The organism is Burkholderia sp. Ac-20384 (assembly GCF_017104605.1).
GTDB lineage: Bacteria > Pseudomonadota > Gammaproteobacteria > Burkholderiales > Burkholderiaceae > Burkholderia > Burkholderia lata.
On record NZ_JAAGPE010000269.1, the window covers coordinates 1 to 12,816 of the forward strand.

Annotated in this window: 11 protein-coding genes; 9 read left to right on the forward strand and 2 right to left on the reverse strand. The window is 66.9% G+C overall.

Annotated elements, in window-relative coordinates; genetic code table 11:
* Positions 1-378: 378 nt before the first annotated feature.
* From leuS to G3O00_RS33125, 5 genes are all read left to right on the forward strand, one after another.
* Positions 379-2,973, forward strand: a complete 2,595-nt coding sequence (gene leuS / locus G3O00_RS33105) for a leucine--tRNA ligase (RefSeq protein WP_206145509.1) — start codon at positions 379-381, stop codon at positions 2,971-2,973.
* Between the two features lie 38 nt (positions 2,974-3,011).
* On the forward strand, positions 3,012-3,566 hold the full coding sequence (lptE, locus tag G3O00_RS33110) for an LPS assembly lipoprotein LptE (protein ID WP_041492738.1): 555 nt from the start codon (positions 3,012-3,014) through the stop codon (positions 3,564-3,566).
* Between the two features lie 18 nt (positions 3,567-3,584).
* The gene (gene holA / locus G3O00_RS33115; protein ID WP_206145510.1) at positions 3,585-4,679 is read left to right on the forward strand and encodes a DNA polymerase III subunit delta; all 1,095 of its coding nucleotides are present in this window, start codon (positions 3,585-3,587) and stop codon (positions 4,677-4,679) included.
* A gap of 138 nt (positions 4,680-4,817) precedes the next feature.
* Positions 4,818-6,089, forward strand: a complete 1,272-nt coding sequence (locus tag G3O00_RS33120) for a glutamate-5-semialdehyde dehydrogenase (RefSeq protein WP_206145511.1) — start codon at positions 4,818-4,820, stop codon at positions 6,087-6,089.
* Positions 6,090-6,108: 19 nt separating this feature from the next.
* Entirely contained in the window at positions 6,109-6,531 is a 423-nt protein-coding gene (locus G3O00_RS33125) for a CopD family protein (protein ID WP_011350935.1), read from the forward strand.
* 105 nt (positions 6,532-6,636) lie between these two features.
* Here G3O00_RS33125 and G3O00_RS33130 read toward each other — a convergent pair whose 3' ends face one another.
* Positions 6,637-7,485: a MurR/RpiR family transcriptional regulator gene (locus G3O00_RS33130; protein ID WP_011350936.1), complete on the reverse strand. Its 849-nt coding sequence runs from the start codon at positions 7,483-7,485 to the stop codon at positions 6,637-6,639.
* A gap of 282 nt (positions 7,486-7,767) precedes the next feature.
* Between G3O00_RS33130 and edd the strand changes: the two genes are divergently transcribed.
* The 4 genes from edd (at position 7,768) to G3O00_RS33150 (ending at position 12,369) form a co-directional block, all read left to right on the forward strand.
* On the forward strand, positions 7,768-9,624 hold the full coding sequence (edd, locus tag G3O00_RS33135; protein WP_174934229.1) for a phosphogluconate dehydratase: 1,857 nt from the start codon (positions 7,768-7,770) through the stop codon (positions 9,622-9,624).
* A 19-nt stretch (positions 9,625-9,643) separates the two neighbouring features.
* On the forward strand, positions 9,644-10,270 hold the full coding sequence (eda, locus tag G3O00_RS33140) for a bifunctional 4-hydroxy-2-oxoglutarate aldolase/2-dehydro-3-deoxy-phosphogluconate aldolase (protein WP_206145512.1): 627 nt from the start codon (positions 9,644-9,646) through the stop codon (positions 10,268-10,270).
* A 220-nt stretch (positions 10,271-10,490) separates the two neighbouring features.
* Positions 10,491-11,852 carry a GntP family permease gene (locus G3O00_RS33145; protein ID WP_043191253.1) on the forward strand — a complete coding sequence of 454 codons (1,362 nt, stop codon included), beginning with the start codon at positions 10,491-10,493 and terminating at the stop codon, positions 11,850-11,852.
* Positions 11,853-11,865: 13 nt separating this feature from the next.
* On the forward strand, positions 11,866-12,369 hold the full coding sequence (locus G3O00_RS33150; RefSeq protein WP_011350940.1) for a gluconokinase: 504 nt from the start codon (positions 11,866-11,868) through the stop codon (positions 12,367-12,369).
* Positions 12,370-12,449: 80 nt separating this feature from the next.
* Here G3O00_RS33150 and G3O00_RS33155 read toward each other — a convergent pair.
* Positions 12,450-12,816: TetR/AcrR family transcriptional regulator C-terminal domain-containing protein (locus tag G3O00_RS33155; protein ID WP_241025448.1), on the reverse strand; the 367-nt coding region annotated here is incomplete at its 5' end.

The window sequence follows — 12,816 nt, forward strand, 5'->3', positions numbered from 1 at the left end:
GCCTCACGCGGATCGGCTTCGTGACCGACGTGCCGCCGCCGGCGGGCGGTTCCGCGGCGACGCCTGCCGTGCCGGCCAACCGCTGAGCGGAGCCGGCGGGCCTATCCCTGCCTTGGGATCGGGCCGCGCGCCGCAAGACCGGTCGAATGGGCCGGCGCGGGCGGTATAATCAACGTTTTTCCCGGTTGGCAGGCTTTTTTCAGGTAACCCGGAATTTTCCAGGCTACCCGGGCATGCTGCGGGTTACCCGGAAAATGCCCGGAAACCGCGAACAGGTCCGGCAACAGCGAACCTGCAGGTCCGCCGGGCAAGCACGATTTTCGATCCACTCCTGCGCGCGCGCCGTCGCGCCGCTTAAAGCCTAGTCCGAACCACACCATGCACGAGAGATACGTACCCGCCGACGTCGAAGCCGCCGCCCAGGGCGACTGGCGCGCAGCCGATGCCTACAAGACGCAGGAAGATTCGCAGAAGCCGAAGTTCTACTGCGTGTCGATGCTGCCGTACCCGTCCGGCAAGCTGCACATGGGTCACGTGCGCAACTACACGATCAACGACGTGATGTACCGCTATCTGCGGATGAACGGCTACAACACGCTGATGCCGATGGGTTGGGATGCGTTCGGGATGCCGGCCGAGAACGCCGCGATGGCGAACGGCGTGCCGCCGGCGAAGTGGACCTACGACAACATCGACTACATGAAGGGCCAGATGCAGTCGATGGGCCTCGCGATCGACTGGTCGCGCGAAATCGCGACGTGCAAGCCCGACTACTACAAGTGGAACCAGTGGCTGTTCCTGAAGATGCTCGAGAAGGGCATCGCGTACAAGAAGACGGGCACCGTGAACTGGGACCCGGTCGACCAGACCGTGCTCGCGAACGAGCAGGTGATCGACGGCCGCGGCTGGCGGTCGGGCGCGCTCGTCGAGAAGCGCGAAATCCCGATGTACTACCTGCGCATCACGCAGTACGCGGATGAGCTGCTGAACGACCTCGACGGCCTCGGCTGGCCCGAGCGCGTGAAGATCATGCAGCAGAACTGGATCGGCAAGAGCTTCGGCGTGAACTTCGGCTTCCCGTACGAACTCGACGGCGAGAAGAAGCTGCTGCGCGTGTTCACGACGCGCGCCGACACGATCATGGGCGTGACCTTCTGCGCGATCGCGGCCGAGCATCCGCTCGCCACGCGCCTCGCGCAGGACAAGCCGGAACTGCTCGCGTTCATCGACGAATGCAAGCGTGGCGGCGTCGCCGAGGCCGACGTTGCGACGATGGAGAAGAAGGGCGTCGCGACGGGCTTCTCGGTCGCACACCCGCTGACCGGCGAGCCGGTCGAGGTGTGGATCGGCAACTACGTGCTGATGAGCTATGGCGAAGGCGCGGTGATGGGCGTGCCGGGCCACGACGAGCGCGATTTCGCGTTCGCGAAGAAATACGACCTGCCGATCAAGCAGGTGATCTCGGCCGAAGGCCAGCAGTACTCGCTCGACGCATGGCAGGAGTGGTACGGCGACAAGGAAACCGCGGTCTGCGTGAACAGCGGCAAGTACGACGGCCTGCGCTACGCGGAAGCCGTCGACGCGGTCGCGGCCGACCTGAACGCCGGCGGCTTCGGCGACAAGCAGGTCACGTGGCGCCTGCGCGACTGGGGCGTATCGCGCCAGCGCTACTGGGGCACGCCGATCCCGATCATCCACTGCCCGTCGTGCGGCGACGTGCCGGTGCCGGAGCAGGATCTCCCCGTCGTGCTGCCGGAAGACCTCGTGCCGGACGGCTCGGGCAACCCGCTCGCGAAGTCGGAAGCGTTCCTGAACTGCGCGTGCCCGAAGTGCGGCGCGGCAGCCAAGCGCGAAACCGACACGATGGACACCTTCGTCGATTCGTCGTGGTACTTCTCGCGCTACACGGCGCCGGACGCCGAGACGATGGTCGACGCGCGCACCGATTACTGGATGCCGATGGATCAGTACATCGGCGGCATCGAGCACGCGATCCTGCACCTGCTGTATTCGCGTTTCTGGACCAAGGTGATGCGCGACCTCGGCCTCGTGAAGTTCGGCGAGCCGGCGAAGAACCTGCTCACGCAGGGCATGGTGCTGAACGAGACGTTCTACCGCGAGGATGCATCGGGCAAGAAGACCTGGTACAACCCGCTCGACGTGACCGTCACGCACGACGACAAGGGTCGCCCGGTCGGCGCGACGCTGAACACGGACGGCCAGCCGGTCGTGCTCGGCGGCATCGAGAAGATGTCGAAGTCGAAGAACAACGGCGTCGATCCGCAGTTGCTGATCGACCAGTACGGCGCCGATACCGCGCGCCTGTTCACGATGTTCGCCGCACCGCCCGAGCAGCAGCTCGAGTGGTCGGGTGCGGGCGTCGAAGGCGCGAGCCGCTTCCTGCGCCGCGTGTGGAGCTTCGGCGCGGCGAACCGCGAAGCGCTCGCCGCGCGCGCGGGCTTCGATGCGGCCGCGCTCGGCGAAGCCGACAAGGCATTGCGCCGCGAGATCTACAGCGTGCTGAAGCAGGCCGATTTCGACTACCAGCGCCTGCAGTACAACACGGTGGTGTCGGCTGCGATGAAGATGCTGAACGCGATCGACGGCGCGAAGGGTGCGACGCCCGGCGTGCTGCGTGAAACGTACGGCGTGCTGCTGCGCGTGCTGTATCCGGTCGTGCCGCACGTCACGTTCGAGCTGTGGAAGGCGCTGGGCTACGCGGACGAATTCGGCCCGCTGCTCGACGCACCGTGGCCGAAGGTCGACGAGGCGGCGCTCGAGCAGGCCGAGATCGAACTCGTGCTGCAGGTGAACGGCAAGGTGCGCGGCGCGCTGAAGGTGGCGAAGGACGCGAGCCGCGAGGCGATCGAAGCCGCGGCAGTGGCCGACGACGCGTTCGCGAAGTTCAGCGACGGCAAGCCGGCGAAGAAGATCGTCGTCGTGCCGGGCCGCCTCGTGAACATCGTCGTCTGACGGCCGCTGGCCGTCGGACGTACCCAGAAGGAGCGAAGGTGATCCGCAGATCGTTTTTGATGCTCGCTGTCGGCAGCGCGGTTGCGCTGTCGGCATGCGGCTTCCAGTTGCGCGGCCAGCAGGACTACGCGTTCAAGCACCTGCTGATCGCCGGCGCGCCGGCGCCGGTCGAGGCGCGCCTCGTGCGCCTCGTCGAGGCCGGCAGCGACACGAAGATCGTCAAGTCGGCGGACGACGCCGATGCCGTGCTGCGCATGTGGGAGTCGCGTGGCCAGAACACGCTGACGCTCAACAAGTACGGCTCGGCGCAGGAATACGCGCTGTTCTACACGCTGACCTACACGTTGACGAGCAAGGACGGCACCGTGCTGATCCCGCCGAGCGCGATCGCGCTGAACCGCGCGATGACGTACAGCGATCAGTACACGAACGCGAAGGCGCAGGAAGCCGACCTCCTGTACGCCGACATGCAGAGCGACGCGGTCGACCAGCTGATGCGGCGTCTCGCGATCGTCCATTCGCTGACGCCGGCGCCGGAAGACGTGGTACCGGGCGTCGCACCGCGCGCGCCGTTGCCGCCGCCGCCGCTCTGATCGACGGCGCACGTATCGATGCAACTGCGACTTGATGCGCTGGAGCCGCACCTCGCGAAGGGGTTGGCCGGGCTCTATACCGTCTACGGCGACGAGCCGCTGCTCGCGCAGGAAGCGTGCGACCGCATTCGTGCGGCCGCGCGCGCGGCCGGCTTCACCGAACGTTCGGTGCATACGGTCGAGCGCGGCTTCGACTGGAGCGTGCTGCTCGGCGCAACCCAGGCGATGTCGCTGTTCGGCGAGCGTCAGCTGATCGAGCTGCGCATTCCGTCGGGCAAGCCCGGCAAGGAAGGCGCCGATGCGCTGAAGACGCTCGCGGCCACGCCGAACCCCGACGCGCTGATGCTCGTCACGTTGCCGCGTCTCGACGCGGCCACACAGAAATCCGCGTGGTTCACGGCACTGCAGAACGGCGGCGTCGCGCTGAAGATCGATCCGGTCGACCGCGCGCAGCTGCCGAACTGGATCGGCCAGCGTCTCGCGCTGCAGGGCCAGCGCGCTGCGCCCGGCGACGACGGGCGGCGCGCGCTGCAGTTCATCGCCGAGCGCGTCGAAGGCAACCTGCTTGCCGCCCACCAGGAAATCCAGAAGCTCGGGCTGCTGTATCCGCAGGGCGCGCTGTCGTTCGAGCAGGTGCACGACGCGGTGCTGAACGTTGCGCGTTACGACGTCTTCAAGCTGAACGAAGCGATGCTCGCCGGCGACGCCGCGCGGCTCGCGCGGATGATCGACGGGCTGAAGGGCGAGGGCGAGGCGATCGTGCTCGTGATGTGGGCCGTCGTCGAGGAATTGCGCACGCTGCTGCGGATCAAGCGCGGTACGACGGCCGGCAAGCCGCTCGCGACGCTGCTGCGCGAGAACCGCGTATGGGGGCCGCGCGAGCGGCTGATCGGCCCCGCGCTGAATCGCGTGTCCGAAGCCGTGCTCGAGAAGGCGCTTGCGTTTGCCGCGAAGCTCGACCGTCAGGTCAAGGGGCTCACGGCCGTCGCGCCGGGCCGCCGCACGCAGGACGAACCGCCGCCCGATCCGTGGGACGGGCTGTTCCAGCTCGCGATGACGGTGGCCGGTGCCCGCGGCGAGCGACCGCCGACCGCGGGGCGCGTGCGACGCTAAGTCCCGTTCGGGCCTTCAGCGCGCGCTGCGCAACCCGCTTACAATGTTTCGATAGCTGGCGCGGCTCTCCGGCCGCCGCCGCTCACGCCTCCCCACGAATTCATGCCGCCCAGCGCGGCGCGCTTCTCGAGTCACACGATGGATATCGATCAGTACATGACCGACCTGGGCCGTCGCGCCCGGCACGCTTCCCGCGCGATGGCGCGCGCCAGCACGGCCGCGAAGAACGCGGCGCTCGACGCGGTGGCGCGCGCGATCGAACGCGACGCGCAGGTGCTGAAGGACGCGAATGCACGCGATGTCGCCCGCGCCCGTGAAAAGGGGCTCGATGCGGCGTTCGTCGATCGCCTGACGCTGTCGGACAAGGCGCTGAATACGATGGTCGAGGGCTTGCGCCAGGTGGCGTCGCTGGCCGATCCGATCGGCGAGATCAGCAACCTCAAGTACCGTCCGAGCGGCATCCAGGTCGGCCAGATGCGTGTGCCGCTCGGCGTGATCGGCATCATCTACGAATCGCGCCCGAACGTGACGATCGATGCAGCCGCGCTGTGCCTGAAGTCGGGCAATGCGACGATCCTGCGCGGCGGCTCCGAAGCGCTCGAGTCGAACGCGGCGCTCGCGAAGCTGATCGGCGAAGGCCTTGAAGCAGCCGGCCTGCCGCAGGATGCGGTGCAGGTCGTCGCGACGGCCGATCGCGCGGCGGTCGGCAAGCTGATCACGATGACCGAATACGTCGACGTGATCGTGCCGCGCGGCGGCAAGAGCCTGATCGAGCGCCTGATCAACGAGGCGCGCGTGCCGATGATCAAGCACCTCGACGGCATCTGCCACGTGTACGTCGACGATCGCGCCGATCTCGACAAGGCGCTGACCGTCTGCGACAACGCGAAGACGCACCGCTACGGCACCTGCAACACGATGGAGACGCTGCTCGTGTCGAGCGGTGTCGCGGCGAAGCTGCTGCCGCCGCTCGGCAAGCTGTATCGCGACAAGCAGGTCGAACTGCGCGTCGATGCGGCCGCACGCACGGTGCTCGCCGATGCGGGCGTCGGCCCGCTCGTCGACGCCACCGAGGAAGACTGGCACACCGAGTATCTCGCGCCGGTGCTCGCGATCAAGGTCGTCGACGGCCTCGACGCGGCGATCGAGCACATCAACCATTACGGCTCGCACCACACGGACGCCATCGTCACCGAGGATCACGACCGCGCGATGCGGTTCCTGCGCGAGGTCGATTCGGCGAGCGTGATGGTCAACGCATCGACGCGCTTCGCGGACGGCTTCGAATTCGGCCTCGGCGCGGAAATCGGCATCTCGAACGACAAGCTGCACGCACGCGGCCCCGTCGGCCTGGAAGGGCTGACGTCGCTGAAGTACGTCGTGCTCGGACACGGCGAAGGCCGCCAGTAAACAGCGAGGCACACAATCGATGGCGATGCTCTGGGTCAAGACGTTCCATATCGTTCTGATCGCCGCGTGGTTTGCGGGGTTGTTCTACCTGCCGCGCATCTACGTGAACCTGGCCATGGAAACCGATCCGGCCGCGGTGCGACGCCTGCTGCTGATGGCACGCAAGCTGTTCCGCTTCATGACGATGATCGCGGTGCCGGCGCTGGCCTGCGGGCTCTGGCTCTGGCTGTCGATCGGCATCGGGCAGGGGCAGGGCTGGATTCACGCGAAAGTGACGGTCGTGCTGCTGCTCATCGTCTATCACGCGTATTGCGGGCACCTGCTGCGGGTGTTCGAGCGCGGCGAGAACCGCCGCACCGACAAGTGGTATCGCGTGTTCAACGAACTGCCGGTGCTCGGCATGCTCGCGGCGGTCGCGCTGGTCGTGATCAAGCCGTTCTGAGCGGCAAGGCCTGCGAGGTTGCAGGCGTCGCCTGATGCACAACGGCGCCCCGCGGGGCGCCGTTTGTCGTTTACGCGCGCTCGACGTGGTCAGCGCGGTGCCGGCTCAGTCCTTCGCGCCGTCGTCGATCCGGCGCCGCGTGATCGCTTCCTTCGCGCGGCCGACCCGTTCCATCAGCGCAGGGCCGCGCGACAGCGCGACGCCGACCGCGAGGATGTCGCCGATCGCGAGATGCGACATCCGCGACGTCATCGGCGAGAACACGTCCGTTTCCTCCGCAACGTTCGACGCGAGACTCACCGTCGCGAGCTTTGCGAGCGGCGAATGGCTCTGCGTGATCGCGACGACCTTCGCGCCGCATGCGAGCGCGGAGCGTGCGGCGTCGACGATGTCGCGTGTGCGGCCGGTGTTCGAGATCGCGACGACGACGTCGTGCGGGCCGAGCAGCGCGGACGACATCGAGAACGTGTGCGGATCCGAATAGGCGACGCTCGGCACGCCGAGCCGGAAGAACTTGTGCTGGATGTCCTGCGCGGCGATGCCCGAGCCGCCGGCGCCGTAGAACTCGATCCGCGATGCGTTCGACAGCAGCGCGATCGCATCGGCGACGCTGCCCGCGGACAGGCTGTTGCGCACCTCGATCAGTGCGCCGATCGTGCGGTCGAACACCTTGCCGATGATGCCGGGCGCCGGCTCGTCGGGCTCGACGTCGCGATAGACCGACGACACGCCGGGCGCGACACTCTGTGCGAGCCGGATCTTGAACTCGCGAAAGCCGCTGCAGCCGAGCGCCTGGCAGAACCGGGCGATCGTCGGCTGGCTGACGCCCGCGCGCGTCGACAGCTCGGTCATCGCGAGGTCGAGCACCTCGCGCGGCGCGGCGAGGATGTAGTCGGCGAGCTTGCGCTCGGACGGGCGCAACTCGGCGCGGATCGCTTCAATGCGGGGCAGCATGGGACGGCAGACAGAAATCGGGTTCGGATGAGCGAGTGTATCGCAATCGAATTGTAGAAAATCTACATGAAAATGCTAGCGCCAATGCGATGCTTTTGATGAGGCGAGTTAGGGTTTTCACTAGGTGTCGCCTTACTGGTAGCGGGGATAACGGTTGCGAGCTGCTGAATCTGCATTGCATGCGTGTAGTTTTTCTACTAGACTGACTTCGTTCTGTCGACGCGTTCGACCGTCCCCACGATTCCAACCGCCGGTGTCGGCCGGCATACAGGAGCGCCCAGCATGACGTCGCTGCACCCCACTCTGGCGAAGGTCACCGAACGCGTGATCGCCCGCAGCCAATCGACCCGTTCCGCCTATCTGCAGCGCATCGACGGCGCGCAGGGCAAGTTCCCGGCACGCGGCGCGCTGTCGTGCGCGAATCTCGCGCACGGCTTCGCCGGCCTCGAGGGCAACGACAAGTTCTCGATCAAGGCGATCCGCGAGCCGAACATCGGCATCGTGTCCTCGTACAACGAGATGCTGTCCGCGCATGCGCCGTACAAGGATTTCCCCGAGATCATCAAGGCGGCCGCGCGCGAGAACGGCGGTGTCGCGCAGTTCGCGGGCGGCGTGCCGGCGATGTGCGACGGCGTCACGCAGGGCAACCCGGGGATGGAGCTGTCGCTGTTCTCGCGCGAAGCGATCGCGATGGGTACGGCCATCGCGCTCACGCACAACATGTTCGACGCGGCGCTCTGCCTTGGCATCTGCGACAAGATTGTGCCGGGCCTGCTGATCGGCGCGCTGCAGTTCGGCCACTTGCCGACGATCTTCGTGCCGGCCGGCCCGATGACGAGCGGCCTGTCGAACGACGACAAGGCGAAGATCCGCCAGCAGTTCGCGACCGGCCAGGTCGGCCGCGATGCGCTGCTCGAAGCCGAATCGGCCGCGTATCACGGCCACGGCACCTGCACGTTCTACGGCACCGCGAACAGCAACCAGATGCTGATGGAGCTGATGGGGCTGCACCTGCCGGGCTCGGCATTCGTTCACCCGCACACGCCGCTGCGCACCGCGCTGACGGCCGAGGCCGCGCGCCGCGTGCTCGACCTGACCGTCGAGCGCGGCCATTACACGCCGATCGGCCACGTGATCGACGAGAAGGCGATCGTCAACGGAATCGTCGCGCTGCTCGCAACCGGCGGCTCGACCAACCACACGCTGCACCTCGTCGCGATCGCACGCGCGGCCGGCATCCTGATCGACTGGAACGACTTCGACGAACTGTCGGCCGTCGTGCCGCTGCTCGCGAAGATCTACCCGAACGGCAAGGCCGACGTGAACCACTTCCACGCGGCCGGCGGCGTGGCCTTCCTGGTCCGCAACCTGCTCGAAGGCGGGCTGTTGCACGAGGACGTGACGACGGTCGCCGGCCGTGGCCTGTCGCACTACACGAAGGAGCCGAAGCTGATCGACGGCAAGCTGACGTGGGTCGACGGCGCGCCCGAGAGCCACGACACGAAGGTGCTGCGCGGCATCCGCGACCCGTTCCAGCCGGACGGTGGCCTGCGCCTGATGCAGGGCCGACTCGGCCGCGGCGTGATCAAGATTTCGGCGGTCGCGCCCGAGCACCGCAAGGTGACGGCGCCCGCGATCGTGTTCGATTCGCAGGAAGCCGTGCAGGAAGCATTCGATCGCGGCGAGCTGAAGCGTGATTTCGTCGCGGTCGTGCGCTTCCAGGGCGCGCGCGCGAACGGGATGCCCGAACTGCACCGTTTGACGCCGCTGCTCGGCGTGCTGCAGGATCAGGGCTTCCATGTCGCGCTCGTCACCGACGGCCGCATGTCGGGTGCGTCGGGCAAGGTGCCGGCCGTGATCCACGTGTCGCCGGAGGCGCTGCTGGCCGGCCCGCTCGGCAAGGTGAAGACGGGCGATACGCTCGTGATCGACGCGGAAGCCGGCGTGCTCGACATCGAGGTCGACGCCGCCGAGTGGCAGGCGCGCCCGGTCGCGCAGCCGCTGCACCAGGCCGAGAACGAGGTCGGTTTCGGGCGTGAACTGTTCGGCGTGTTCCGCGCGGCCGCCGCGCCGGCCGAGCAGGGCGCATCGGTTTTCGGCGCGCTGGTCGGCGAAACGGCCGCCCACGTCGCCGCATGAATTTCAAGGAGCCAATTCAATGAAGACGATTGCTGAAATCGTGAAGCTGGGCCCGGTCATCCCGGTGCTCGCATTCGACTCGGTCGAGCAGGGCGAACACGTGTCGCGTGCATTGCACGCGGGCGGCGTGAAGGTGCTCGAGATCACGCTGCGCACGCCGGCCGGCCTGGAAGCGATCCAGCGCGCCAGCCAGCTCGCGGACGACATCGTCGTCGGCGTCGGCACGATCACGAAACCCGAGCATTGCGAGCAGGCGAAGCGCGCGGGCGCGAAGTTCGGCGTGTCGCCGGGCCTGACGAAGGAGCTGCACCTCGCGTCGCTCGACGTGGGCCTGCCGCTGCTGCCGGGCGTGATGACGCCGAGCGACATCATCCAGGCGCTCGAATTCGGCTATGAGATCGTGAAGTTCTTCCCTGCGCAGCAGGCGGGCGGCGTGCCGATGCTGCAGGCGTTCCACGGCCCGTTCCCGGCGCTGAAGTTCTGCCCGACCGGCGGCATCACCGTCGAAACGGCGCCGAACTTCCTGAAACTGCCGAACGTCGTGTGCGTCGGCGGTTCGTGGCTCACGCCGAAAGCCGCGCTTGCCGCGCAGGACTGGGCCGAAGTCACGCGCCTCGCGCAAGCCGCGAGCCAGCTCCCCCGCTGAGACTTGTACGAAATGACGGTTTGACCCTCGGAAATCAGGCGCTTAGTGCTTGTTTTACCGAGGGTTTTTGCTGATGGAACCGGTTCTATCCGCGGGCCGTAAAGATAAGTAAAATTCAGCGTCCTGACGGGGTGGGTACCCCCCGTGTTCCGGAGACCTGCATAGCCGGGCATACTCGCAACAACTCGCCCGGTTCGAACAATTCTAGGAGGAGTGCCACATGGGGGCTGTCCAAGGCAGCATGCTGCTCGTATTCACGCTGATCGCGATCGCCGCGCTGATCCTGATGATCGCGCGCTTCAAGATCTACCCGTTCCTGGTGCTGATCATCGTTTCGCTCGGCCTCGGTCTCGTCGTCGGCATGCCGATGGACAAGATCGTCAAGTCGTTCGAGGCAGGCACCGGCGGCACGCTCGGCCACATCGCGATCGTCGTCGGCCTCGGCACGATGCTCGGCAAGATGATGGCCGAATCGGGCGGCGCCGAACGGATCGCGACCACGCTGATCGACTGGTTCGGTGAAAAGAACATCCACTGGGCGATGATGTTCGTCGCGATCATCGTCGGCCTGCCGGTGTTCTTCGAAGTCGGCTTCGTGCTGCTGATCCCGATCGCGTTCAACGTCGCGAAGCGCACCGGCAAGTCGCTGCTCGTCGTCGGCCTGCCGATGGTGGCCGGCCTGTCCGTCGTGCACGGCCTGATCCCGCCGCACCCGGCCGCGCTGCTGGCCGTTCAGCAATACGGCGCCGATATCGGCAAGACGATCGCGTTCGGCCTGATCGTCGGCGTGCCGACCGCGATCATCGCGGGCCCGCTGTTTGCGCTGACGATCTCGAAGTTCGTGAAGCTGCCGGAGAACAACCCGCTCGCCGCTCAGTTCGTCGATACGCACACGGATGGCCGCAAGCGTGAACTGCCGAGCTTCGGCATCACGCTGTTCACGATCCTGCTGCCCGTCGTGCTGATGCTCGTCGGCAGCTGGGCCGACCTGCTGTTCACGCCGAAGTCGCTGCCGAACAACCTGCTGCGCTTTGCCGGCAACTCGGACGTCGCGCTGCTGATCGCCGTGCTCGTGAGCTTCTTCACGTTCGGCAAGCTGCAGGGCTTCAACCGCGACCAGATCCAGAAGTTCTGCGGCGAATGCCTGGCACCGATCGCCGGCATCACGCTGATCGTCGGCGCGGGTGGCGGCTTCGGCGGCGTCCTGCGCGACAGCGGGATTTCGCAGCAGATCGTCGAAACCGCGAAGCACGCGCACCTGTCGCCGCTGCTGCTCGGCTGGTTCGTTGCCGCGCTGATGCGTCTCGCGACGGGTTCGGCGACGGTCGCGATGACGACGGCCTGCGGCATCGTCGCGCCGATCGCCGCGGCGGCCGGCACGACGGTCAGCCCGGAACTGCTGGTGCTCGCCACGGGCTCGGGCTCGCTGATCTTCTCGCACGTGAACGACGGCGGCTTCTGGCTGATCAAGGAATACTTCGGGATGACGGTCGGTCAGACGTTCAAGACCTGGTCGTTGCTCGAAACCATCATCTCGGTGCTTGGTCTTGGCTTCACGCTGCTGCTGAGCATGGTTCTGTAACAAGGGGTAGGCAATGATTCTGATCGCAATGGGCGTGTCGGGTGCGGGCAAGTCGCTAATCGGCGAAATGCTGGCGGAACGCCTGTCGTGCAGCTATACCGATGGCGACGCGTTTCACAGCGCGGCGAACAAGGAAAAGATGCACAACGGCATTCCGCTGACCGACGACGACCGCTGGCCGTGGCTGCGCACGATTCGCGCGGCCATCGAGGAAAAGCAGCGTGCCGGCGAGACGGCCGTGTTCACGTGCTCGTCGCTGAAGCGCTCGTACCGCGACGTGCTGCGCGGCACCGACACCGACGTGCGGTTCGTGTATCTGAAGGGTACGTTCGAGATGTTGCACGAGCGCCTGAAGAGCCGCACCGGCCATTTCTTCGATCCGTCGCTGCTGAAGAGCCAGCTCGACACGCTCGAGGAGCCGGGCCCGGACGAAGCGATCGAGGTCAGCATCGAGCTGACGCCCGAACAGATCGTCGATCAGGTCATGCTGAAGATCGGCATCGCGCAGCAGCACTGAGCGCGGTTCGCGGCAATCGTCATGAAAAAGGCGCCCCTCGGGGCGCCTTTTTCGTTGATGGCTCGCGGCCCGCGCATTGGTCAGGCCGCGTGGGCCTGCTGTGCGATGCCGTCGAGCAGCACGTCGAGCATCGTGTCGTGCACGGCCGCCGGATCGAGCTGCGCATAGAGCGGGGCGGCCGCCTTGACGAGCGGATGCGCAGCGTCGGACAGCGCTTCCATCTCCGAGAGCTCGACGTCGTTCGCGGCGCGCGTGAGGCCGCCGGCTTCCGCCGCGGCCAGCCCGATCACGCTCGCATACCAGCCGACGCACACCGACGGCAGCGCGGTGCGGGGGATGCCGGCGTCGGCCAGCGCGCGATGCACGGCCTCGATGTGCGCGAGATCGGCCGGCCCGGTACTCATGTGCCGCTGCAGCAGCGCGAACGCCGCCGGGTAGCGCAGCGCG

What these genes read in the sequence shown, in the direction of transcription:
- edd (WP_174934229.1), top strand. Translation starts at nt 7,768, where the DNA reads ATGACGTCGCTGCACCCCACTCTGGCGAAGGTCACCGAACGCGTGATC.
- G3O00_RS33145 (WP_043191253.1), top strand. Translation starts at nt 10,491, where the DNA reads ATGGGGGCTGTCCAAGGCAGCATGCTGCTCGTATTCACGCTGATCGCG.
- G3O00_RS33120 (WP_206145511.1), top strand. Translation starts at nt 4,818, where the DNA reads ATGGATATCGATCAGTACATGACCGACCTGGGCCGTCGCGCCCGGCAC.
- eda (WP_206145512.1), top strand. Translation starts at nt 9,644, where the DNA reads ATGAAGACGATTGCTGAAATCGTGAAGCTGGGCCCGGTCATCCCGGTG.
- leuS (WP_206145509.1), top strand. Translation starts at nt 379, where the DNA reads ATGCACGAGAGATACGTACCCGCCGACGTCGAAGCCGCCGCCCAGGGC.
- G3O00_RS33125 (WP_011350935.1), top strand. Translation starts at nt 6,109, where the DNA reads ATGGCGATGCTCTGGGTCAAGACGTTCCATATCGTTCTGATCGCCGCG.
- holA (WP_206145510.1), top strand. Translation starts at nt 3,585, where the DNA reads ATGCAACTGCGACTTGATGCGCTGGAGCCGCACCTCGCGAAGGGGTTG.
- G3O00_RS33130 (WP_011350936.1), bottom strand. Translation starts at nt 7,485, where the DNA reads ATGCTGCCCCGCATTGAAGCGATCCGCGCCGAGTTGCGCCCGTCCGAG.
- G3O00_RS33150 (WP_011350940.1), top strand. Translation starts at nt 11,866, where the DNA reads ATGATTCTGATCGCAATGGGCGTGTCGGGTGCGGGCAAGTCGCTAATC.